This is a genomic window from Ornithinimicrobium cryptoxanthini (assembly GCF_023923205.1).
GTDB classification, from domain to species: Bacteria; Actinomycetota; Actinomycetes; order Actinomycetales; family Dermatophilaceae; genus Ornithinicoccus; species Ornithinicoccus cryptoxanthini.
Window position 1 is genome coordinate 2,122,768 of record NZ_CP099490.1, and the last position, 23,245, is coordinate 2,146,012.

The following is a 23,245-nucleotide window of genomic DNA, read 5'->3' on the forward strand; positions in this document are numbered from 1 at the left end:
GTAAGTGGCGATTTTGCGCCACACAAGAGGCTCGCGCGACTCGTTGCGGGAACGGTTCCAAATCGTTACCCAGCAGTGATGTTGAGCACGATTTCGGGCCCGCAGCGAGGACGTCGCATCCGACGAGCCGGACGGTCAGTGGGCAGCGTCGTGCCAGGTCCGTCCCCACCCGACGCTGACGTCGAGAGGGACCGCCAGCTCCGTGGCGGCGCCCATCTCACGTCGCACGAGCTCCTCGACGGCGGCCTTCTCGGCCGACGGCACCTCGAGGACGAGCTCGTCGTGGACCTGGAGCAGCATCCGGGCCGAGTGACCCTCACGTCGCAGGGCCTCATCAACGCGCAGCATGGCGACCTTGATGATGTCAGCGGCAGACCCCTGGATCGGGGCGTTCAGGGCCATCCGCTCGGCCATCTCCCGGCGCTGCCGGTTGTCCGAGGTCAGGTCGGGCAGATATCTGCGCCGGCCGAGCATCGTCTCGGTGAACCCGGTGCCGCGGGCCTCGGCGACCACATCGCGCAGGTAGTCGCGCACTCCCCCGAACCGGGCGAAGTACTCCTCCATCAGGGCGCTGGCCTCACCGGTGGAGATGCCCAGCTGCTTGGACAGGCCGAAGGCGGACAGGCCGTAGGCCAGGCCGTAGCTCATCGCCTTGACCTTGGAGCGCATCTCGGCCGTGACGTCCGCCGGCTCGACCCCAAAGACCCTGGAGCCCACGAACCGGTGCAGGTCCTCACCCGTGCGGAACGCCTCGATGAGGCCCTCGTCGCCCGAGAGGTGCGCCATGATGCGCATCTCGATCTGGCTGTAGTCCGCCGACAGCAGCGCGTCGTAGCCAGCCCCCACGACGAAGGCCTCACGGATGCGGCGGCCCTCCTCCGTGCGGATTGGGATGTTCTGCAGATTTGGCTCGGTGGAGCTCAGACGACCGGTGGCCGCGATGGTCTGCTGGTATGTCGTGTGGATGCGCCCGTCATCGGCCACCGACCTGATCAGGCCCTCGGCGGTCACCCGCAGCCGGGACTTGTCGCGGTGGCGCAGCAGCGCCTCCAGGAACTGGTGCTCCGTCTGGGCATAGAGCCCGGCCAGCGCGTCGGCGTCAGTCGTGTAGCCGGTCTTGGTCCGTCGGGTCTTGGGCAGTCCCAGCGTGTCGAACAGAACGGTCTGCAGCTGTTTGGGTGACCCCAGGTTGACGGTGTCGTCACCGATGGCGTCCCAGGCATCCTGCTGGGCCTGGGACATCGCGTCCGCGAACTCCGACTCCAGGCGCTCCAGTGCCTCCAGGTCCACGGCGATCCCGACGCGTTCCATGGTGCCCAGGACACCGATCAGGGGCAGCTCCAGATCGGCGAGCAGACCCGAGCCCTGCACGTCGGCGATCTCGGAGTCCAGGGCCTGCGCCAGGTCGAGCGCCGCACGGGCGTGCACGATCGAGGACTGCACGGCCGCGTCGTCCTGCCCGAGGTCAAGATCGAGCAGGCCTTGGTCCGTGCTGCCCTCCTCGGCCCGCAGCTCACGCTTGAGATAACGCAGCACCAGGTCGGCCAGGTCATAGGAGCGCTGGTCGGGGCGGACCAGGTAGGCCGCCAGAGCGGTGTCGCTGACCAGACCGGCCAGGGGCAGCCCCCGGGAGCGGAGCGCGTGCAGCGGCCCCTTGACGTCATGCGCCACCTTGGGCACCTCGGGATCAGCCAGCCAGGCCGCCAGGGCGGCCTCGGCGGCCTCGTCGAGGTCGGCCAGGCTCACATAACCCGCAGCCTCGGAGGTGGCCAGGCCAAGGCCGGTCGCGTCCCCGACGCCCCGGCCCCAGCTGCCGCTGACGTGCACACCGGTGCGCGTGCCCGCTGGCGCGTGCTCGGTCAACCAGGCGGGCATCTCCGCAGGCTCGAGACGCCCGCCGGTCACCTCGAAGCCTTCGTCGGCCTCGTCCTCCACCGGGTCGAGGTATTCGAAGAGCCGGTCCCGCAGCACCCGGAACTCCAGGCGGTCGAAGACGGTGTGGATCTCCTCGCGGTCCCACACGCGACGCTCGAGGTCCGCCAGCTGCAGCGGCAGCTCGAGGTCACCGACCAGCTGGTTGAGCCGGCGGTTGCGCAGCACGCCGTCCAGGTGGTCGCGCAGGGACTGGCCGGCCTTGCCGCTGAGCTGGTCGGCGTTGGTGACGATCCCACTCAGGTCGCCGAACTGGTTGATCCACTTGGCGGCCGTCTTGGGCCCCACCCCAGGCACACCCGGGAGGTTGTCGGAGGACTCACCGACCAGCGCTGCCAGGTCGGAGTAGAGCTCGGGACCCACGCCATACTTCTCACTCACCGCGGCCGGGGTCATCCGAGCCAGGTCGGAGACGCCCTTGCGCGGGTAGAGCACGGTCACCTTGTCCCCCACCAGCTGCAACGCGTCCCGGTCACCACTGCAGATGAGCACCTCCATCCCGTCCTCGCGCGCCCGGGAGGTCAGGGTGGCGAGGATGTCGTCGGCCTCGAACCCGTCGAGCTCGACGTGCGGGATCCGCAGCGCGTCCAGGACCTCGCGGATGATGGGGATCTGGCCCTTGAACTCCGAGGGGGTCGCCGAGCGTCCAGCCTTGTATTCGGGGTACTCGGTGGTGCGGAAGGTCTGCCGGGACACGTCGAAGGCCACGGCGATGTGCGTGGGGGCCTCGTCCCGCATCACGTTGATGAGCATGGAGGTGAACCCGAAGACCGCGTTGGTGCTCTGCCCCGTCGTGGTCGAGAAGTTCTCCACCGGCAGCGCGAAGAACGCGCGGTAGGCCAGTGAATGTCCGTCCAGCAGTAGCAGTCGACTCACGCATGACACTCTAGGTGCCATGACCGACACCGGACTCCCCGACCTGACGACCGGCACGCTGCTGGAGCGCATGGAGATCGAGATCACGCAGGCCAGCTCCGAACGCACTGTCGGACGCATGCCCGTGGCCGGCAACACCCAGCCCTACGGCCTCCTGCACGGCGGCGCGTCAGCCGTCCTCGCCGAGAGCCTCGGGTCGATCGCCTCCGCCCACCACGCCGGGGCGGAGCGCATCGCCGTCGGCATCGACCTCAACATCACCCACCACCGCGCGGCGCGCGAGGGCTATGTCACCGGTGTCGCCACGCCGCTCAGCCTGGGTCGTTCGGTCGCGGCCTACGAGATCGTGATCTCCGACGAGTCCGGGCAGCGGATCGCCTCGGCCCGGCTCACCTGCCAGCTGCGCGACCGGCCCCCCGGCAGCTGAGAGCGGCCCCGGCAGGGTCTTCCGCGCCAGTCGCCCCGCCACCGGCCAACCCCGGGGCGCAGATCGGGCGCGCCTCGGCATACGCTCCGTTCGTGGACCTCTTCCCCGGAGCCGGCACGGCCCTCAATGTGGTGACCATCCTGGTCGGCTCGGTGCTCGGCATGCTCTTCGGTCACCGGCTCTCCGAGCACACCCGGTCGGTCGTCACGGACTGCTTGGGCCTGGTGGTGGTGCTGATGGCCGTGGTCTCGCTGCTGGAGATCTCCTCCCCCGCACTGCTGGAGTATGTCGGGGCGGGGGCACCGGTGATGATCGTCCTGGGGGCGATGCTGCTGGGTGGGATCATCGGCTCGCTGCTGCGCATCGAGCAACGGGTCGAGTCACTCGCAGGGGTCATCCAGGCCGCGGTCGCCCGACGGTCACCTGCCGTCGTCGCGCTCGAGGGACCGCGGGAGGAGAGCAACCCCGCCGACGGGGGCTCCGACGGTGGGCACGCGCCCGGAGCTGCCCGAGCGTCCGACGCCGCCCGTGAACGCTTCATCGAGGGCTGGCTCACGGCCTCGCTGTTGTTCTGCGTGGGTCCCCTGACGATCCTGGGCTCCCTCAACGACGGGCTGGGTCGCGGCATCGACGAGCTGGCACTGAAGTCGGTGCTCGACGGGTTCGCCTCCATCGCCTTCGCCTCGTCGTTCGGTCTGGGCGTCGCCTTTTCTGCCGTGTCCGTGGTGGTCGTCCAGGGGGCGCTGACGCTCGTGGGCCTCATGCTCGGCTCGCTCGTGCCGGACGCCCACATCGCCACGCTCACCGTGGTGGGCGGCCTGCTGCTGATCGGGATCGCCCTGCGCTTGCTGCGGATCCGCGACGTCCCGGTCGGTGACCTGCTGCCCGCGCTCGCGGTCGCACCGGTGCTGACCTGGCTGGTCGCCACCCTCACCTAGAGGTGGCGTGGTGACTACTTGGCCGGCATCCCGGAGATGACCGCGTCGGCCACCTCTCGCATCGAGAGGCGACGGTCCATGGCCGCCTTCTGGATCCAGCGGAACGACTCGGCCTCGGACAGCTTGAGCTGCTGCTGCAGCAGGCCCTTGGCGCGGTCCAGACGCTTGCGGGTCTCGAACCGCTCGGCGAGGTCGGCGACCTCGGACTCGAGCGCCTGACGCTCCTGCCAGCGCGAGCGGGCGATATCGAGCGCCGGAAGCACGTCGTTGGCCGTGAACGGCTTGACGACATAGGCCATCACCCCGGCGTCGCGGGCCCGCTCGACGAGCGAGCGGTCGCTGAAGGCGGTGAGCATGACCACGGGCGCGATGCCCTCACGAGCCAGCACCTCAGCGGCACTGATGCCATCCATGCTCGGCATCTTGACGTCCATCACGACCAGGTCCGGGCTCAGCTCGCGGGCCATGGCCACCGCCTGCTCACCGTCGGCGGCTTGGCCGACCACGTCATAACCAGCCTCCCCGAGCATCTCGACCAGGTCGAGCCGGATGAGCGCCTCGTCCTCCGCGACCAGGATGCGGACGGGGGCCGGCCCCGACTCCGCGGACTGCTCTGCCGCCGTCTGCTCGTCCGGGGCCGGGGTCGCCTCCGGCTCGGGCGTCTTGGGCGGGCGCGGGACGGGGCGCTCTGAGGTGCTCACCGGTGCAGGATATCGCCTCACGGTGACTGGTTCGCGACTGGGACAACTCGGCACCGCGCGGTGCGGTGCCCGCCGCGGCGCCGTGGGACCGCTGGTGAGCCTGTTGGGTGCCGGGAGCGGGACTCGAACCCGCACGCCCTTTCGAGCAGAGCATTTTGAGTGCTCCGTGTCTGCCATTCCACCACCCCGGCCGGTGACCGGGACAGCATACCGGCCGAGGGCGGCAGGGCCTCACTCCCGCTCGAGGATCTTCCGGTAGGCAGGGGCCCTGCCATAGACGGCATCCCCCACGCGGTGCAGGCGCAGGGCGTTGGTGGCTCCGGCCGTGCCCGGCGGGGAGCCCGCCACGACCACGATCAACTCACCCTCCTGGCACCGCTGCTGCTCGACCAGCACCCGGTCGACCTGCAGGACCATCTCGTCGGTGTGCTCCACCATGGGGGTCAGGAACGTCTCGACGCCCCAGGTCATCGCCAGCTGGGAGCGGGTGGCGGGCACCGGCGTGAACGCCATCATCGGGATCTTGCTGCGCAGCCGGGCCATCCGGCGTGCCGAGTCGCCCGTCTGGGTGAAGGTCACCATGTAGGCGGTGTCCAGGAGCTCGGCGATCTCTGCGGCGGCCTTGGTCACCGCACCGCCGGTAGTGTGCGGGTTGGTCCCCAGCGGAACGATGCGGTCCAGGCCGTGCTCCTCGGTCGCCTCGATGATCGTGGCCATCGTCTCGACAGCCTTGATGGGCCAGGCCCCGACGCTCGTCTCGCCCGAGAGCATGATGGCGTCCGCACCGTCGAGCACTGCATTGGCGCAGTCACTGGCCTCGGCGCGCGTGGGCCGCGGGTTCGTGATCATCGACTCCAGGACCTGCGTCGCGACGATCACCGGTTTGGCGTTGCGCCGGGCCACCTCGATGGCCTCCTTCTGGACCAGCGGAACCGCCTCGAGCGGCAGCTCCACGCCCAGGTCCCCGCGGGCCACCATGATCCCGTCGAAGGCCGCGACGATGTCGTCCAGGTTCTCCACGGCCTGCGGCTTCTCGATCTTGGCGATGACCGGCAGGCGCATCCCCTCCTCGTCCATGATCCGGTGCACCTCCTCGATGTCCTTGCCGCTGCGCACGAAGGACAGGGCGATGACGTCGACCCGGGTGCGCAGGGCCCACCGCAGGTCCTCGGCGTCCTTCTCACTCAGGGCCGGCACGGACACGGCCGTCCCCGGCAGGTTGATGCCCTTGTTGTCCGAGACCGCGCCACCGATGACGACGGTCGTGACCACGTCGGTGTCGGTCACGTCGATGACCTTCAGCTGCACCTTGCCGTCGTCGATGAGCAGGTCGTCACCGACCTGGACATCACCGGCCAGCCCGTCATAGGTGGTGCCGACGATCTGCTGGTCCCCCGGCACGTCCCGCACGGTGATCGTGAAGCTCGCGCCGGGGACGAGCTCGATCGGCCCGTCGGCGAAGGTGCCGGTCCGGATCTTGGGGCCCTGCAGGTCCGCCAGCACGGCGACGGCGTGCTTCATCTCGTCACCGGCCTGGCGCACCATGTGGTAGCGGCGGTCGTGGTCCTCATGGTTGCCGTGGGACATGTTCATCCGGGCAACATCCATGCCCGCACCTACGAGGGCACGGATGCCTTCGTAGGTGTCGGTGGCAGGTCCCAGCGTGCAGACAATCTTGGCTCGGCGCATGACCACCAGACTAGGTGCACCGAGCCCGTTTCGGACGACCGGCGCGGGCGACTACTGGCGGTTTGCGAGGATGCCGGTCAGGGCGGTCGGGTCATAGAGGAGGTTGTTCATGTCCTCGCTGCCCAGCTCCTCACCGTCGATGAAGACCCGTGGGCTGCCGGTCACACCCTCCTGGTTGGACCTGGTCTGCATGTCGCGGACGTAGTCGAAGTGCGTCTCGTCGTCGAGGCACCCGGTGAACTCCTCGATGTCGTCGACTCCCACCTGGTCAGCCGTGTCGATCAGCTGCTCGTCGGTCCAGCCGGCGCCCTCCTCGGGCTGCTCCGCATAGAGCGCCGCGTGGTAGGGCACAAAGGCACCCTGGTCATCGGCGCACATCGCGGCGTTCGCGGCGCGGATCGAGGAGTCGTTGCCGATGTTGCCGTCGAGGAACGACATCAGGGTGTAGGTCAGCTGGATCTCGCCCGCCTGCGCCGCCTTGGTGAAGGCCGCACCGGAGGTCTGCTCCAGCAGTCCGCACCACGGGCACTGGAAGTCCTCATAGATGTGCACCACAGGCACGTCCTCGCCCGCGTCCCCGACCCGGATGCCCCCGGCGTTGGGCAGCGCGCTGGCGGAGCTGGCACCGCCGCTGATCGAGGCGCTGTCCCCCGTCCCCACCGGGTCTGGCCGCACCACGATGTAGACGGAGACGGCGATGATCGCGACGACGAGCGCCACCACGCCGCCGATCAGGCCCATCGACGGACCCTTCGTCGGGGGCGGGGCGACCTTGACTGGTGGACGGGGCATCAGAGACTGCCTTTCGTGACAGACGGTGCGGTATGCCGGGGGTCACCGGCCGTTTCGGAAGGTGCCGCGGGGCGGCGGAACAGGAGAGTGTCGAGGGCCAGCAGCGAGCGCGGGCGGACCACGAGCCAGAGCCCGGCCAGCGCCAGTGCTGCGTCGCGCACGATCTCTTGCAGATAGGCGGTCTCGGACGGGTCGATCGGACCGCCGGTGCCGAAGCAGCCACAGTCGATGGCCAGACCACGGGCCCACGCGGAGGCGATGCCGGCGATGAAGATGACCATCAGGAGCCCGCCGACCAGGGCGCTCCACCGGGTCAGCAGTCCGACGACGAGCAGTAGGCCCACGGCGATCTCGACGATCGGGAGCATCAGGCCGATCATCTCGGCCAGGCGGTAGTCGAACAGCCGGTAGGCCACCACGGACTGGATCGACCCGGTGGGGTCGCCCACCTTGAGCAGCCCGGCTGCCAGGAGGACTCCGCCCAGGGCCAACCGGCAGACGAGTCCGATCAGGTCCAACACGCGCGCCCGGCTCATCCCCGACGCACTCCCGCGGCCAGCTCAACGGTCAGCTCGCGCAGCGGCGCCAACCCGGCGCCGGAGGCCACGCCGTCGCCCAGCGTGCGCACCAGTGCCGACCCGACGATCACCCCGTCGGCGAAGGTGGCCACCTCCGCAGCCTGCTCCCGCGTGGAGACTCCCAGCCCGACGCAGAGCGGGAGGTCGGTGACGGCTCGGGTGCGCTCGACCAGTGTGCGTGCTCCGGTGCCGACGCTGGTGCGGGCACCGGTCACGCCCATCGTCGAGGCGACATAGACGAACCCCCGGCAGGCCGCGGCGGTCGTGGCCAGCCGCGCGTCGGTCGAGCTCGGTGCGACCAGGAAGATCGGGGCGATCCCGTGCTCGTCAGCCGCTGTGCGCCACTGCCCAGCCTCGTCGGGGATGAGGTCCGGGGTGATCAGGCCCGCACCACCGGCCGCGGCCAGGTCGCGAGCGAACGCGTCGGGGCCGTAGCGCAGGATCGGGTTCCAGTAGCTCATGACGACCGGCACTCCGCCGGCAGCAGCGACCGCCTCGACGTTGCCGAGCAGGTCCCGCACGTGGAACCCGCCAGCCAGGGCCCGGTCCGCAGCGTCCTGGATCACGGGCCCGTCCATCAGCGGGTCGGAGTAGGGCACCCCGACCTCGACGATGTCCGCCCCTGCCTCGACGACGGCGGTCGCGGCGTCTCGGGACGTGGCGTTGTCGGGGAAGCCCGCAGTGAGGTAGGTGACCAGTGCCGCCCGCCCTTCGGCGCGGCAACCCTCGAACACGGTGCCCAGCGCGCTCATGACTCTCCCTCGCTGTCCATCCCGAACCACTGGGCGGCGGTCTCCACGTCTTTGTCGCCCCGGCCGGAGAGGTTGACGAGGATGACGGTCCCCGGCTCAGACTCACGGCCCAGCCGGAGCGCTCCGGCCAGCGCGTGGGCGGACTCGAGGGCCGGCAGGATCCCCTCGGTCCGGGCGAGCAGCGAGAAGGCCTCCATGGCCTCCTCGTCGGTCACCGGGTAGTAGTCCGCCCGCCCCGTGTCGCGCAGGTGCGCGTGCTCGGGTCCCACCGAGGGGTAGTCGAGCCCGGCAGAGACCGAGTGCGAGTCGAGGGTCTGGCCGTCCTCGTCCTGCAGGACGTAGGTGGCCGCGCCGTGCAGCACGCCGGGCAGGCCGCTGCTGAACCGTGCCGCGTGTCGCCCGCTGTCGACACCCTCACCGCCGGCCTCGAGGCCGACCAGGCGCACCGAGGGCTCGTCGATGAAGCGGTGGAAGATGCCCATGGCGTTGGAGCCGCCACCGACACACGCGCAGACGATGTCCGGCAGACCGCCAGTGGCCTCGAGGACCTGCTCGTGCGCCTCGTCGCCGATGATCCGGTGGAAGTCGCGCACCATCGTGGGGAACGGGTGCGGCCCGGTCACGGTGCCCAGCAGGTAGTGGGTGTCCTCGACGTTGGTCACCCAGTCCCGCAGCGCCTCGTTGATCGCGTCCTTGAGCGTGGCGCTGCCGTGCGCGACCGGCACGACCGTGGCGCCGAGCAGGCGCATCCGCGCGACGTTGAGCGCCTGGCGCCGGGTGTCCTTCTCGCCCATATAGACCGTGCAGTCCAGACCCATCAGCGCCGCGGCCGTCGCGGCGGCGACTCCGTGCTGGCCGGCCCCTGTCTCGGCGATCACCCGCTTCTTGCCCATCCGGACGGTCAGCAGGGCCTGGCCAAGGACGTTGTTGATCTTGTGGGAGCCGGTGTGGTTGAGGTCCTCCCGCTTGAGGAAGATCCGCGCAGCACCGGCGTGCTCGGCAAACCGTGGCACCTCGGTCAGCGGTGTCGGGCGCCCGGTGTAGTCCCGGTGCAACCGCGCCAGCTCTTCGAGGAACTCTGGGTCGACCATGGCCGCGGTGCGTGCCGCATCGAGCTCGTCCAGGGCTGCGATCAGGGCCTCGGGCACATAGCGTCCACCAAACTCGCCGAACCGTCCCACCTGCTGGGTCATCGTGCCTCCTCCACGTCCAGTTGACGTCCGCCTGCTGCCAGGAGTTCCCGCACGGCGGTCCGCGGGTCCGTTCCTGTGACGAGCGCCTCTCCCACCAGCACCGCCCGCGCCCCGGCCGAGACATAGTCCCGCACGCTGTCCGGCCCGCTGACGCCCGACTCGGCCACCCCGACCACCTCTGCGGGCAGCGAGGGCAGCAGCCCGGTCACCGTCCGCGGGTCGACCTCGAGCGTCTTGAGGTTGCGGGCGTTCACCCCCACGATCCGGGCCCCCGCCTGCAGGCACCGGGCCAGCTCCTCCTCGTCGTGGGCCTCGACGAGGGCGTGCATGCCGAGGGACTCGACCAGGCCCAGCAGGTCCACCAGGGGGGACTGCTCGAGGGCCGAGGCCATCAGCAGCACCAGGTCGGCGCCATGGGCGCGGGCCTCCCACACCTGATAGGGCTCCACCACGAAGTCCTTGCGCAGGACCGGCACGTCGACGGCGGCCCGCACAGCGTCCAGGTCGGCCAGGCTCCCACCGAAGCGGCGCCGCTCGGTCAGCACGCTGATCACGCTCGCGCCGCCCGCGGCATAGTCCCGCGCGAGGGTTGCCGGGTCCGGGATCGGGGCCAGGGCTCCCTTGGACGGGCTGGCCCGCTTGACCTCGGCGATCAGGTGCACTCCCCCGGGTGCGCTCAGGGTGGCGAAGGCGTCGCGCGGGGCAGGCGCGGCGTGGGCCGCTGCCTGGACCCGGCTCAGTGGCAGGGCCGCTTCACGGGTGGCCAGGTCATCGCGGACCCCGGCGAGGATCTGGTCGAGGACGGTGGACACCGCTCCAGCCTAGTCGGGCTGGGCAGGGGTTCTGGCCCCGGTGCGGGTGGTCTTGGTCACCCTGGACGGGGTTGCCCACTCCCCTCGGGTGGTGGGAGGAGGTCCGGCCCGCAGAGCAGGGTCAGCGGGACTCCCAGTGGCCCTCGTCATAGCCGGCGGCGTTGAGCCCCCACCAGGCGCCGGCGCCGATGATCGCGACCGCCACGCCGCTCCAGGTCGCCCAGCTCACGTTGAAGAAGACGCCCACGGCAAGCAGGACGGCGGCCAGCAACATGATGATCACTCCGGCCCACGCTGCGACGCTGTGGCCGTGTCCGGGTTCTTCCATGCTCACTCCTGTGGTTCGGGTCTCATGACGTGCGGTCGGGCGCATGCCCATTGTGCCAGTTAGTCATCCACGGTCGGGTCGTCGCCGCGCGACAGGTCGTCCCAGGCGTCGCTGCTGCGCTGCCCGCGCCGCTGCGCCGGTCCGGGAGCAGGAGCCCCGGAGGCGGCGGACGGCGCGGGGTCCGTTGATCCCGGGTCCGTCGGTCCCGGGTCCGTCGGTCCCGGGACCCCACCGGCCGGATCGGGTTCGCTCGCCGCCCCGGTCGCAGCAGGCTGCGGCGGACGGAACCACAGCAGTGCGCACAGGATCGCGCCGAGGAGAACCAGGACCGCCCCGAGCGCTCCGAGCCACGGCCAGAGGGTGGCACCCGCGTCCTCGATCTGCAGTGTCAGGCCGCCCGCGCCCGGCCGGTCCGCCGCGACCGCCTCGGCGACCGCACCGGGGTCAACCAGGGTGCGTATGACGGGCAGACCCGCCAGCACACCGCCGCCGGCCAGGCACAGGGCCGCGGCGAGCCGGACCGGCCGGGTCCCGACCAGTCCCGCCAGCAGGGCGGCCCCGGCCAGGAGTGCTCCGGCGGTCAGGGTGCTGCCCGCCTGGGCACCGGTGGCCTGGATGCGGGTGGAGCCGAGCACCGGATCGACCGTCGTGCCGGTCGCCCAGGTCTGTCCAGAGCCGACCAGGAGCAGGGCCGTGCCGAGGGCTGCCAGGACCCACCAGCGCCTCATCGCCCCAGCCCCGACGCAGGTGTCTGCGGGCCACCGGTGGTCGTGCTCATGGAGACCATCATGACGTCAGCCCTGCTGCTGGGCGGCCCAGGACTCGTGCATCCGCGTGTAGACACCACCGGCGTCGACGAGCTCGTGGTGGGGACCGACCGCCACGATGCGACCCCTGTCGACGACAACCACCACGTCAGCGGCCTCGGCCGTGGAGAGCCGGTGGGCGATCGCCACGGAGGTCCGGCCACGGGTCAGACCCTCCAGCGCCCGCTGGATGCGCACCTCGGTGGCCGGGTCGACCGCACTGGTGGCCTCGTCGAGCACCAGCAGGTCAGGGTCTGCCAGATAGGCCCGCGCGATGGCGATCAGCTGACGCTCCCCCGCGGACAGGGACTCACCGCGCTGCCCAACCTGGGTGGCCAGGCCCAGCGGGAGGCCCTCGAGCCACGGGTCGAGGCCGAGCTCGGTCATCGCGAGCTCGACGTCCTCGTCCGAGGCCTCCGGCCGCCCGAACCGGATGTTCTCCAGCAGCGACTGGTCAAACAGGAACCCTTCCTGCGGGACCATGACGATGCGTCGGCGCAGCGAGTCGAAGGCGATCTCCCGCAGGTCCACCCCGTCGACCAGGACGCGTCCCTCGCTCGGGTCCATGAGTCGGGTCAGCAGCTTGGCCAGCGTGGTCTTGCCCGAACCGGTCTCCCCCACGATCGCGATCCGGGTCCGCGGCTCGAAGGTCAGGTCCACGTCCCGCAGGACCCGGGCGCCCCCGGGATAGGAGAAGTGCACGTCGTCGAACTCGACGGTGATCGGTCCGCGCGGCAGCCGGATGCCGTCCTCACCGGGGTCGGAGACGTCGGCCGGGGTGTCGATCACCCCGATGACCCGGCGCCACCCCGCCACGGCGTTCTGCATCTCGTTGAAGATCTCAGTGGCCATCAGCACGGGCTGGGTGAACAGGTTGACCAGGAAGAGGAAGGCCAGCAGCTGCCCCAGGCTCACCATGTCGTTGACGGCGAGCACGGTGCCGACCACGAGCACGATCGCCGTGGTCAGGCCGGCGAACGCCTGACCGGAGACGAAGGCCATGACCGAGCGGACCTGAGCCCGGATGGCCGCGACCCGGTGGTTCTCGATGGCCATGTCGATCCGCTCCGAGGTGCGCTTCTCGACGCCATACGCGCGGATCGTGACAGCGCCGACGATCGACTCCGACACGGCCCCCAGCAGGTCGCCGACGCGGGTGCGCACCGCGGTGTAGGCCCGGCCCAGGATCGGCTGGAACTTGGTCACCACGACGACCAGCGGCAGCAGGCACAGATAAACCACGCCGGCCAGGATCGGGCTGTAGATCACCATCAGCACCGTGGCGACGGCCATCTGGGCGATCGACACGAGCAGCATCAGGCCGCCGAACTGGACGAACATGGAGATGGTGTCGACGTCGCTGGTGACGCGGCTGACCAGGGCGCCGCGCCGTTCGGTGCTCTGGGTCAGCACCGACAGGTCGTGGATGTGGCGGAAGGCCTTGATGCGCAGGGTCGCCAGACCCGACTCGGCGGCGCGGAAGAGCCGGATGTTCACGGCATACTGCGCGATGCTGGTGAAGACGATCGCCCCTGCGGCCAGCAGCACCATCCGGACGACGAACGCGACGTCGGGGCCACCCTCGGCCATGATGCCGTGGTCCGTGGCCTGCTGCACCACGAAGGGGATCAGCACCTTGCCGAGAGTGGCGAAGACCGCGAGCAGCACGGTCAGCCACAGGCCGCGGGCCAGCTCCGGGGACAGCTCGAAGCCGCGGCGCAGGGTGGCCACGGTGCTCAGCTGGTGACTGCCACCGATCTCACTGCTGGCCGCGCCCTGCTCATCCTTGCCTTGCTCATCCTTCGGGGCGGCGGTTGCCGTGCTCATTGGACCTCCTCGTCGGCGGCGACGGCCGCTCGGTCAGCAGCCTCGCGGGCATACGCGTTGACCAGGTCGCCGTAGCCGGTGCAACGGGCGAGCAGCTCGTCGTGGCTGCCCTGGTCGACGACGCTGCCTTGCTCGAGATAGACGATGTGGTCGGCCAGCTGGATGGTGGCCATGCGATAGGCGATCACCAGGACGGTCATGCCGTCCTTGGTCTCCCGCAGCCCACCCAGGATGGCCTGCTCGATCGCCGGGTCGACCGCGCTGGTGGCGTCGTCGAGGACCAGCAGCCGCGGCCGTCGCACGATGGCCCGGGCCAGGGCGATGCGCTGCCGCTGACCACCGGAGAGGTTGCCGCCCCGCTCCCCGATCACGGCGTCCAGCGCACCCGGCATGCCGCTGACGAAGCCGTCGGCGCGTGCGGTGCGCAGCGCATCCCAGACGACCTCGTCGCTCAGGTCCAGGCCCAGCGTGACGTTGTCCCGGACAGGGTCGTCAAACATGAAGGTCTGCTGGGCCACCAAGGTCCCCACGTCAGGGATCTCGCCCTTGCGCACGGTGCGCAGGTCGATGTCGTCCAGGCACACCGTGCCCGTGTCCGGGTCAACGAGGCGCAGCACCAGGTTGGCCAGGGTGGACTTGCCGGCACCCGTGGGCCCGACCAGCGCGGTGGTGCGCCCTGCCGGCACGTCCAGGGTGACCTCCCGGATCGCCATCGCCCGCTGCGGGCCGACCGGGGCGGTGTCCAGGGCCCCGGTGTCCTCCGCGGGCAGTATGTCGGCACCCAGGACCGCGCGCTCGGTGGGCTCGGCATAGGCGTAGGACACGTGGTCGGCGCGGGCCCGGGCCGCGCCCTCACGGGAGAGCTGCCCCTCGCCATACTCCATCGAGCCCTGGGCCTGGAGGACGGAGTCGACGCGGCGATAGCCGACGACCGACCGTGGGATCTCGGCCAGCACCCAGCCCAGCGCCCGGACCGGGAAGGCCAGGATCGAGAAGAGGTAGGCCACCTCCACGACGTCGGCCGCGACGAGGTCACCGGAGGCCACCCGGGAGGTGCCCACCGCCAGGACGGCGAGGGTGCCGAGCACCGGGATCGCCTCGATCACCGGCTCGAACACGCCACGGGTGCGGCCCACGTCGATCAGCGAGTCGCGCAGCTCGTGGGTCACGCCCCGGAAACGCTGCGTCTCCTCGGCCTCCCGGCCCATCGCCTTGACCAGCATGCCGGCCTCGAAGGACTCGTGGGCCACCTCGGCGACCTCGGCGCGCAGCTGCTGGGCCCGGGTGATCCGCGGCGACATGAACCGCTGGAACACCAGGTTCGCGGCGAACAGACCGGGGAAGACCAGGAAGCCGATGAGTGCCAGGAACGGGTCGACGGAGACCATCTGTGCGCCCCCGATGACCAGCATCACGATGACGCCGATCGCCATGGGCAGCGGGTTGAAGACCTGCCAGGCCGCCTCGATGTCGGCGTGGGCGTTGGACAGCAGCTGACCGGAGGGGTGTGAGTGGTGCCAGCTCAGTGGGAGTCGCAGATACTGCCGCGTGACCCGCTTGCGGTAGGCGGCCTGCAGGTTGAACCCGGCGACGGTGGCCGCCACGCGACGCAGCACAACGCCGATGACGTTGCCCACGAGGACGCCGACCAGCACCAGGAAGATCGTCCACAGCGCCCCGCTGGTGACCTCCCCCGAGGTCACTGCCGGGGTGATCTGCGTGGCCGTGACGTGCCCGATGGCCCAGGCGGTGCCGACCGTCGCCAGGGCCCACAGCGCCGACCCCAGCACGGCGATGGCAAAGACGCCCTTCTGCTGCTTGATGCCCGTCCAGATGACTGACAGGCCCTGACGCAGGATCGCTGGTGTCGGGCGAGGACGCTCGACCGGTCTGGTCGCAGAGGTCACGTCGGAGGAACTCCTTCAGGCGGGCGGATGGCGCCCTCGATTCCCGGCGGAGGCGCACCGTCCATCTTCGCACGACCGGTTGACAGTTCCGAATCAAGTCCCTCCCGCCTGGACCCGCAGGCCCACGGGGTGGCAGAGGCCAGGATCAGCTGCTGTGGTGCTGCACGAGGGCGGCCAGCCGCGCCGCCTCCGCACGGGCGAACGCGCCGTCGGCGCGCTGGATGCCCATCACGGCCAGCTCCTCGGTGTCCGCCAGCTCGAGCAGCACCCACGGCGTCCCGTCGGCGAAGCTGACCCGCAGGATCTCGGCCCACTCCAGCTGCCGGGCGTGCACGAGGTTGACGACCAACAGACCGTCGGCGCTGGCCAGAGCCCGGACCATCCCGAAGCGCCAGAGTCCCGCCGCCGCCAGCAGTCCGAAGAGGAACAGCAGGACCCGGTCGGCCGGTGCCCAGTCACCGGGAGCCAGCAGAGCCAGGCCCCCCAGCACGGCGACCGTGGCCAGCGCGGCCCCCCGCGCGACGAGAGCGCCCCGCCTGGGCCGGAACTCGGCATACGGGTCCTTGGTGGTCACCGGTCCAGACTAGGTCACCCGTCACGGACCTCCGCGGTCAGCCGACGCCGCCGCCCGAGGTCACCGGCACCGGCTCGGGCGCCTCCGTCTTGGCCGCACGCTTCCACACGAAGAAGCCCCAGACCACCAGGGCGCCATAGACCAGGAACATGACCGCCGAGGGATAGTAGCCGCCGTGCCACAGCAGCGGGACGCCGACGAGGTCGACCGCGATCCAGACCAGCCAGAAGTCGGTCCACCCGCGGGCCATGGCATAGGTGGCCAGGATCGAGCCGACGAAGATCCAGGCGTCCGCCCAGTAGTACCAGCGCGGCGCCTCCCAGCCGACCCCGACGGAGAGGAAGATCCACTGCACCAGCACGATCCCCACGGCGGCGGCCACGAGATAGGTCGTCCGCTCGCGTGAGCTGGCCCAGCGGGGCGTGATGGCGGGGGCGCCGGCAGTGCGGGTGCGTCGCGACTGGTCCCAGCGCCACCAGCCATAGACGGAGGTGATGATGAAGAAGATCTGGCGCGAGGCCTGCCCGAGCAGGCTGTGCTCCTGCGGCGTGCTGAACCAGACACCCATGAAGACGGTGAAGAGGAGCACGTTGCCGATGATGCCGATGGGCCAGGCCCAGAGCCGGCGGCGCAGGCCGCCGAGGGCCGAGGCCATCCCGAAGGCGTTGCCGATGACCTCGCGCCACAGGATGTCGTGACCCGCGATCGTCAGCGTCGCGCCGAAGAATTCGTTCCAGATGTCCACTGCTGTCCTTCGTGTCAGGACGGGAAAGCCCCGTCAAGCATTCGTGACGGGGCGCAGTGGAGGAGTTCGTCGAGAGACCCGCTCACCGGAGCGGCACGTCGGCGCAGCCGTGGGGACCACGGATGGCCGGCCCGCCGACAGGTGTCGGGTGCCTCGCGTGCTGCCTCCCATCCGGACTTTCACCGTCGGTCCCGGAGTTTCACCAGGTCAGCCGGCCGCTGGCTGCGGCCGGGTCGCGGACTATCACCGCCGGTTCGGAATTACACCGACCCCGGAGCACGTCAATCACCGACCATTCTGCCACAGTGCCCCCGTGGACCGCTGGTGCAGGGCTGCTCAGATCAGTGCGTATGCCGCCCAGCCAGGTCGCGCAGGACCTGCACCTGCTGACCGGCATCGTCGGCACCGAAGACCGCCGACCCTGCGACGAAGACGTCCGCGCCGGCCTCGACACACCTGCCGATCGTCTCCTCGGACACGCCGCCATCCACCTGGATCCACACCTGTCCCCCGTGCCGACGCACCGCCTCGCGGACCTGGGTCACCTTCGGCATCTGGTCGGCCATGAACGACTGTCCGCCAAAGCCGGGCTCCACGGTCATCACCAGGACCATGTCGACCTCGGGGAGCAGGTCGGCATAGGGGGCGAACGGAGTGCCGGGCTTGAGCGCGAACGCCGCGCGCGCTCCCGCTGCCCGGATCGAGCGGGCCGTGGCCACGGGGTCCTGGGCCGCCTCGATGTGGAACGTCACTGACGAACCGCCGGCCTCGGCATACTGGGGAGCCCACCGGTCCGGGTCCTCGATCATCAGGTGACAGTCCAGCGGGATCGGGCTGACCCGGCGCAGAGCCTCGACGACGGGCAGGCCGAGTGTCAGGTTGGGCACGAAGTGCCCGTCCATGACATCGACATGGGCCCAGTCGGCCCCGGAGATGCGGGAGAGCTCGGACTCGAGGTTGGCGAAGTCGGCGGACAGGATGCTGGGGCTGATCTGGAGCACGGTCGCAGCCTACCGGCGCTCAGCCGACCCGCAGGAGCGCCAGGAACATCCCGTCAGTGCCGTGGCGGTGCGGCCACAGCTGGGCCGTGGGCCCGGGGCCGGTGTCCGGCAGCGGATTCCCCGCCCGGTCGAGCAGGAGCGGCCGCACGTCCTCAAGAGTCACGTCGGGACGGGTCCGCAGCACGTCCTGGACCACGAACTGCGTCTCGGCCAGGTGCGGCGAGCAGGTGGAGTAGAGCACCACCCCACCCGTGGCAGTCGCCTCGATCGCCGAGGCCAGCAGGTCCCGTTGCAGGGGCCCCAGCTCGGCGAGGTCCTTGGGCGTGCGCCGCCAACGTGCCTCCGGGCGTCGGCGCAGGGCGCCCAGCCCCGTGCACGGCGCGTCGACCAGCACCCGCTGATAACGCCCCCGGTCCGACTCCCCCACCTCTCGACCGTCGTCGACGGTGACGGTGACCGTGCCGGGGTGCGCGTGCCGGACTGCGGCGAGCGTGTTGCGGACCAGGTCGGCGCGGTGTGGCTGGACCTCGTTGGCCCGCAATGTGGCGCCGCGCTGGGCGGCGACGGCCCCGAGCAGTCCTGCCTTGCCACCGGGGCCGGCGCACAGGTCGAGCCAGGACTCCGGCTCCGCGTCACCGTCCACGGGCACGCTCGCCAGCGCCAGCGCGAGCAGCTGCGAGCCGGCGTCCTGGACCGCGGCCCGACCGTCGCGGACCACCGCGAGCCCGCCCGGGTCCCCACTGGGCATGACCCACGCGGTGGGGGCCGTCTCGTCGGGGGTGGCGCCCGCCCGCTCCAGCTCCACCTCGGCGCCCAACCCGGGGCGGGCCACCAGCGTCGGGGCAGCGGCCCGGTTGTGCTCCTCGAGAAGTGCGACGAGATCCATGTCGACAGACTCGGCCGTGCTGCTGCCGTGGCCGATCAGCGCCGCCCGCAGGGCACGCACGATCCAGGCGGGGTGCGAGTGCGTCAGCGCCAGGCGTTCGACAGGGTCGGTGGTCGAGGCCTCCACCAGCTCAAGCCACTCCTGCCGCGAGCGTTCAGAGACCCGGCGCAGGACGGCATTGACGAAGCCTCCCGCGCCCGTCCCGACGTGCTGGCGCGCGAGGGCCACGGTGGCACTCACCGCGGCGTGGTCGGGCACCCGCATCGCCAGCAGCTGGTGGGCTCCTAGGCGCAGGATGTCGCGCACCGTCGGGTCGATGCTGCGCCCAGGTGGGTCGACCGCTGCGTCCAGCACCGCGTCATACAGTCCCTGCATGCGCAGGGTGCCGTAGGTCAGTTCCGTTGCGAAGCCAGCGTCACGGCCGTGCAGACCGGCGGTGCGGAGGGCCTTGGGCAGGACCAGGTTGGCATAGCCACCGTCGGCGACGGCACGCATCACGGCATAGGCCGTGTCGCGCGCCGGGTCGCCCCGTCGCGCGCGCTGCGCCGGAGCCTGGGCCGAGCGCTGACGGGGCCCGCGCCCCCTCCCGGACCGGGACCCTGACGGTCGTCCCCTCTGGTCGTCAGCCACCAAGCAGCTCCTCAGCCTCGATCCGCGCGCCGCGGGCCCAGTCGGTGGCCGGCATCGCCTTCTTGCCCTGGGGCTGAACGGTCCCGAGCCGGACCGGGTCGCTCCCGGTCCCGACCAGCACCGACCCGCGCCCCACCTCGATCTCCCCGGGTCGCAGATGGGGACCAGGCTGGTCAACGTCGTGACTCTGGGCCGGGCCTCCCGCGTGCACGGTGGCCTGGTCGGCCCGGGCCAGCGGTTGCACCTTGAGCCGGTCCCCCCGGAAGGTGGTCCAGGCGCCCGGGGCCGGAGTGCACCCCCGCACCAGCCGGTCGACAGCATAGGCCGGTCGGGACCAGTCGATGCGGGCGTCCTCCACCGTGAGCTTCGGGGCGTGGGACACGCCGTCCGCCGGCTGAGGCTGGGCCGTCAGCGACCCCTCCTCCAACCCGTCCAGCGTCGCCACCAGCAGCTCAGCACCCGCCGTCGCGAGGCGCTCCAGGAGGTCACCCGAGGTGTCGGTTGCTCGGATCGGCTCGGTGAGCGAGCCGAGCACGGGGCCCGTGTCCAGGCCCTCCTCGAGCACGAAGGTCGTCGCCCCGGTCAGCTCGTCACCCGCGAGCAGCGCCCGTTGCACCGGGGCAGCTCCGCGCCAGGAGGGCAGCAGGGAGAAGTGCAGGTTGACCCAGCCGAGGCGGGGCACCTGCAGCAGGGCGGACGGGATCAGCGCGCCATAGGCCACAACCGGGCACGCGTCGGGAGCCAGCGTCACGAGGCGGGTGGCGAGCTCTGGGTCGCGGGTGCTCTGCGGGGACAGCACCTCCAGTCCGTGCTCGGCTGCGATCTCGCCCACGGGCGAGGTCACCACCTTCCGACCCCGCCCGGCACGCGCAGCCGGTCTGGTGATGACGGCCGCCACCTCGTGCCGGGACGCGAGCAGGGCCCGCAGGGCCAGCGCGGCCGGCTCAGGGGTGCCGGCAAAGACGACGCGCACGAGATTCCTTCCGTTGGTCCAGCTGGTTCGTCGACCGGCGCAGCCCCACATGGACGCACACAACCGACCGTGCCGTGACCCGCCTGCTCGTCGCAGCGGGTCACGGCACGTCAATCTACCGCCTGGGTCAGAGGTCCTTCGGGTCCTCGCTCGCCGCCGATGCAGCGTGGAAGTCCTCGACGAGCTTGATCTCAGAGATCTCGTCGCCCAGTGCGGTCAGCAGCGCATGCCGATCTTCACGGCGCGTCCTCTGCTCGCGTGGGTCCGGCACCGGAGCCGCTGCGAGCAGACGCTGGGTGTATTCCTCCTGCGGGTTCAGCAGGACCTGCTCTCGCGGACCCGCCTCGACCACCTTGCCGTTCTGAAGCACCACCACCTTGTGCGCCAGCAGGTCGATGACCGCGAGGTCGTGGCTGATGAAGAGGCAGGCGAACTTGTAGCGGGACTGCAGATCACTGAAGATGTTGAGCACCTTGGCCTGCACCGACACATCGAGCGCCGACGTCGGTTCGTCGGCGACGAGCAGCTCCGGGTCGAGGACCAGGGCACGCGCGATCGAGATGCGCTGCCGCTGGCCACCGGAGACCTCGTGCGGATAGCGGTTGTAGACCTCCCGCGGCAGCTCGACGGCGTCCAGCAGCTCATAGACCTTCTGCTCGCGCTCCTGGCGGTTGCCCACCTTGTGCACCACCATCGGCTCGCTGATGCACTCCCCGATCGGCACTCGGGGGTTCAGCGAGGCCGCAGGGTCCTGGAAGATCACGCCGATGCGTCGCCGGATGGCCTTGAGGTCGCGCCGCTTCATGCCCGCGATGTCCTCGCCGAGCAGCTTGAACGAGCCGCCGGCAGCAGGGATCAGGCCCAAGGCGCATCGACCGATGGTCGACTTGCCCGAACCGGACTCACCCACGAGCCCCACGATCTCGCCGTGGCGCACCTGGAAACTGACGTCATCCACCGCCCGGAAGGGCGGCTTGCCCATCCGGTGATACTCGATGACGAGGTTCTCCAGATCGATGGCCAGCCCCGCGTCCTCGTCGACCGTCACCTGCGAGGTGTCCAGACCGAGCTGGTTGCGGCCCGCGCCGAGCCGGGGGACAGAGGCGAGCAGCATCTTGGTGTAGTCGTGCTGCGGGTTGAGCAGCACCTCGTCGGCCGTGCCCGTCTCCACGAGCTCGCCCTTGAACATCACACACACCCGGTCAGCCATATCGGCCACCACGCCCATGTTGTGGGTGATCAGCAGGATGCCCGTGTTGAGCTTGTCCTTCAGCGACCGCAGCAGATCGAGGATGTCAGCCTGGACCGTGACGTCCAGGGCCGTCGTCGGCTCGTCGGCGATGATGACCTTGGGGTCACAGCTGATCGCGATGGCGATGACCACACGCTGGCGCTGGCCGCCGGAGAGCTCGTGCGGGTACTGCTTGACCCGTCGCTCCGGCTCGGGGATGCCCACCATGTCGAGCAGCTCGATGGCTCGTTGGAGCGCCCTCTTGCCAGACGCGATGCCGTGCAGCTCCAGTGCCTCGGTCATCTGCGTGCCGATGGTGAGCACCGGGTTCAGGGCGGTCATCGGCTCCTGGAAGACCATCGCGATGTCGTTGCCGCGCAGGCGGCGCATCGCGTTGTCCGACAGGTTGCGGATCCCCTGACCGTTGACCTCGATCTCGCCACCGACCCGGGCGTTGCCCGGGAGCAGGCGCATGGCGGTCATCGAGGTGACGGACTTGCCCGAACCGGACTCGCCGACCAGCGCGACGACCTCACCGGGCTGGACGTGCAGCGAGACGCCCTTGACGGCGTGCACGGAGCCGAACTCCGTCCTGAACCGGACGTCGACGTCAGAGAAGTCGAGGACGGCACCGGTCGTCGAATCTGTCGAGGTGGCAGTCATCAGTCGCTCCTGGTCTGGCGGGGGTCGAAGGCATCACGGAGGCCGTCACCGAGGAAGTTCACCGACAGCGCGATGCCCAGGATGATCAGGCCGGGCCACCAGAACAGCCAGGGTCGCACGGTGAAGCTGTTCTGGTAGGTCGAGATCAGCAGGCCAAGCGACGTGTCCGGTGCCCGGACCCCGAAGCCCAGGAAGCTCAGGGCAGCCTCGAGCAGGATCACGGCGGCGATGGTCAGCGTCGCGCTGACAATGATGGTCCCCATCGTGTTGGGCAGGATGTGCTTGAAGATGGTGCGCCACGGCGAGGTCCCGATGGCCTCCGCAGCGGTGACGAACTCACGCTCCCGCAGAGACAGGACCTCACCGCGCACGAGGCGTGCGAGGCCGGTCCACGAGACCAGGCTGAGCATGATGGCCAGCGGCCAGATGCCACCACCACTGCGCTGGCCCAGGACCGCTGCCATCACCAGGAGCGGGATGACGATGAACAGGTCGGTGACGCGCATAAGGATCGCCTCGGTCCAACCGCGGAAGTAGCCCGCGATGGCCCCGATGAGGGTGCCGACCAGGGTGGTCAGGATCCCGACCGTGAACGCGATGGTCAACGAGCGCTGGGTCCCCCGCATGGTGAGCGCGAAGTAGTCCTTGCCGGCGTCTTCCTGACCGAACGGCTGCTCGCCCCAGACCGGCGGGAAGAGGCTGAGGGTCGGTTTGCCGCCGTCCTCGATGAAGGCGGCATCCACGTAGCTCTTCGGCCACCATCCGGGGATGGGTCCCCACCCGATGGAGGTGATCGCCATCAGGGTGATGAAGACCAGGAAGGCCAGCGAGGCCATGGCCCCCTTGTGCCGGAAGAACCGCCGGCGGATCAGTTCGCCCTGCGAGTAGGACTTCTGGGTCAGGTCGATCTGCTGCTCGACCGAGAGCTCCTCCGACATCACCATGTCCCGGTGCTGTGGTGAGCCGGTGTCGCGCTGGTCAGGG

At 70.4% G+C, this 23,245-nt stretch carries 21 protein-coding genes, 1 tRNA gene and 1 riboswitch; of the genes, 2 read left to right on the forward strand and 20 right to left on the reverse strand.

All coding sequences use genetic code 11. From position 1 onward, the window contains the following. Positions 1 to 135 precede the first annotated feature (135 nt). Complete coding sequence (polA, locus tag NF557_RS09755) at positions 136 to 2,808, reverse strand: DNA polymerase I (RefSeq protein ID WP_252619036.1); 2,673 nt, start codon at positions 2,806 to 2,808, stop codon at positions 136 to 138. Positions 2,809 to 2,827: 19 nt separating this feature from the next. Between polA and NF557_RS09760 the strand changes: the two genes are divergently transcribed. Then, positions 2,828 to 3,235, forward strand: a complete 408-nt coding sequence (locus NF557_RS09760) for a PaaI family thioesterase (RefSeq protein ID WP_252619037.1) — start codon at positions 2,828 to 2,830, stop codon at positions 3,233 to 3,235. 92 nt (positions 3,236 to 3,327) lie between these two features. Then, positions 3,328 to 4,173 (forward strand): DUF554 domain-containing protein, encoded by an 846-nt coding sequence (locus NF557_RS09765; RefSeq protein ID WP_252619038.1) that lies wholly within the window; start codon positions 3,328 to 3,330, stop codon positions 4,171 to 4,173. A gap of 14 nt (positions 4,174 to 4,187) precedes the next feature. Here the strand turns inward: NF557_RS09765 and NF557_RS09770 are convergent, their stop codons facing one another. The 19 genes from NF557_RS09770 to NF557_RS09860 all read right to left on the reverse strand — a co-directional run bounded on the left by NF557_RS09770 (position 4,188) and on the right by NF557_RS09860 (position 23,205). Further along, complete coding sequence (locus NF557_RS09770) at positions 4,188 to 4,874, reverse strand: ANTAR domain-containing response regulator (RefSeq protein WP_370584175.1); 687 nt, start codon at positions 4,872 to 4,874, stop codon at positions 4,188 to 4,190. A 108-nt stretch (positions 4,875 to 4,982) separates the two neighbouring features. Then, positions 4,983 to 5,065, reverse strand: a tRNA-Leu gene (locus tag NF557_RS09775). Positions 5,066 to 5,105: 40 nt separating this feature from the next. After that, entirely contained in the window at positions 5,106 to 6,563 is a 1,458-nt protein-coding gene (gene pyk / locus NF557_RS09780) for a pyruvate kinase (protein WP_252619042.1), read from the reverse strand. A 51-nt stretch (positions 6,564 to 6,614) separates the two neighbouring features. Continuing rightward, positions 6,615 to 7,355, reverse strand: a complete 741-nt coding sequence (locus NF557_RS09785; RefSeq protein WP_252619043.1) for a DsbA family protein — start codon at positions 7,353 to 7,355, stop codon at positions 6,615 to 6,617. After that, positions 7,355 to 7,876, reverse strand: a complete 522-nt coding sequence (locus NF557_RS09790; RefSeq protein ID WP_252619045.1) for a MauE/DoxX family redox-associated membrane protein — start codon at positions 7,874 to 7,876, stop codon at positions 7,355 to 7,357. The genes NF557_RS09785 and NF557_RS09790 overlap by 1 nt, the downstream gene beginning before the upstream one ends. A gap of 11 nt (positions 7,877 to 7,887) precedes the next feature. After that, positions 7,888 to 8,685, reverse strand: a complete 798-nt coding sequence (gene trpA / locus NF557_RS09795; protein ID WP_252619047.1) for a tryptophan synthase subunit alpha — start codon at positions 8,683 to 8,685, stop codon at positions 7,888 to 7,890. Further along, positions 8,682 to 9,878 carry a tryptophan synthase subunit beta gene (gene trpB, locus NF557_RS09800; protein ID WP_252619048.1) on the reverse strand — a complete coding sequence of 399 codons (1,197 nt, stop codon included), beginning with the start codon at positions 9,876 to 9,878 and terminating at the stop codon, positions 8,682 to 8,684. The genes trpA and trpB overlap by 4 nt, the downstream gene beginning before the upstream one ends. Then, complete coding sequence (trpC, locus tag NF557_RS09805) at positions 9,875 to 10,690, reverse strand: indole-3-glycerol phosphate synthase TrpC (protein ID WP_252619049.1); 816 nt, start codon at positions 10,688 to 10,690, stop codon at positions 9,875 to 9,877. Before trpC ends, trpB begins: the two co-directional genes overlap by 4 nt. A 121-nt stretch (positions 10,691 to 10,811) precedes the next feature. Further along, positions 10,812 to 11,018: an HGxxPAAW family protein gene (locus NF557_RS09810; RefSeq protein ID WP_252619050.1), complete on the reverse strand. Its 207-nt coding sequence runs from the start codon at positions 11,016 to 11,018 to the stop codon at positions 10,812 to 10,814. 59 nt (positions 11,019 to 11,077) lie between these two features. Further along, positions 11,078 to 11,746, reverse strand: a complete 669-nt coding sequence (locus tag NF557_RS09815; protein WP_252619051.1) for a Trp biosynthesis-associated membrane protein — start codon at positions 11,744 to 11,746, stop codon at positions 11,078 to 11,080. A 66-nt stretch (positions 11,747 to 11,812) separates the two neighbouring features. Next, positions 11,813 to 13,651: an ABC transporter ATP-binding protein gene (locus NF557_RS09820; protein ID WP_252619052.1), complete on the reverse strand. Its 1,839-nt coding sequence runs from the start codon at positions 13,649 to 13,651 to the stop codon at positions 11,813 to 11,815. Further along, a complete protein-coding gene (locus NF557_RS09825; RefSeq protein WP_252619053.1) occupies positions 13,648 to 15,558 on the reverse strand; it encodes an ABC transporter ATP-binding protein in 1,911 nt (636 codons plus the stop codon). The genes NF557_RS09820 and NF557_RS09825 overlap by 4 nt, the downstream gene beginning before the upstream one ends. A gap of 145 nt (positions 15,559 to 15,703) precedes the next feature. Further along, on the reverse strand, positions 15,704 to 16,132 hold the full coding sequence (locus tag NF557_RS09830; protein WP_252619058.1) for a PH domain-containing protein: 429 nt from the start codon (positions 16,130 to 16,132) through the stop codon (positions 15,704 to 15,706). A 37-nt stretch (positions 16,133 to 16,169) separates the two neighbouring features. Then, positions 16,170 to 16,877, reverse strand: coding sequence for a nicotinamide mononucleotide transporter family protein (locus NF557_RS09835; protein ID WP_252619060.1), 708 nt, complete (start codon positions 16,875 to 16,877; stop codon positions 16,170 to 16,172). A 153-nt stretch (positions 16,878 to 17,030) separates the two neighbouring features. Beyond that, positions 17,031 to 17,161: riboswitch (FMN riboswitch) on the reverse strand. A 57-nt stretch (positions 17,162 to 17,218) separates the two neighbouring features. Beyond that, positions 17,219 to 17,878 (reverse strand): ribulose-phosphate 3-epimerase, encoded by a 660-nt coding sequence (gene rpe, locus NF557_RS09840; protein ID WP_252619061.1) that lies wholly within the window; start codon positions 17,876 to 17,878, stop codon positions 17,219 to 17,221. A gap of 19 nt (positions 17,879 to 17,897) precedes the next feature. Next, positions 17,898 to 19,394: an RsmB/NOP family class I SAM-dependent RNA methyltransferase gene (locus NF557_RS09845; RefSeq protein ID WP_252619062.1), complete on the reverse strand. Its 1,497-nt coding sequence runs from the start codon at positions 19,392 to 19,394 to the stop codon at positions 17,898 to 17,900. Then, a complete protein-coding gene (fmt, locus tag NF557_RS09850; RefSeq protein WP_252619063.1) occupies positions 19,387 to 20,367 on the reverse strand; it encodes a methionyl-tRNA formyltransferase in 981 nt (326 codons plus the stop codon). The genes NF557_RS09845 and fmt overlap by 8 nt, the downstream gene beginning before the upstream one ends. A 127-nt stretch (positions 20,368 to 20,494) precedes the next feature. Then, complete coding sequence (locus tag NF557_RS09855) at positions 20,495 to 22,261, reverse strand: ABC transporter ATP-binding protein (RefSeq protein WP_252619064.1); 1,767 nt, start codon at positions 22,259 to 22,261, stop codon at positions 20,495 to 20,497. Further along, on the reverse strand, positions 22,261 to 23,205 hold the full coding sequence (locus NF557_RS09860; protein ID WP_252624071.1) for an ABC transporter permease: 945 nt from the start codon (positions 23,203 to 23,205) through the stop codon (positions 22,261 to 22,263). The genes NF557_RS09855 and NF557_RS09860 overlap by 1 nt, the downstream gene beginning before the upstream one ends. Between the last annotated feature and the right edge of the window lie 40 nt (positions 23,206 to 23,245).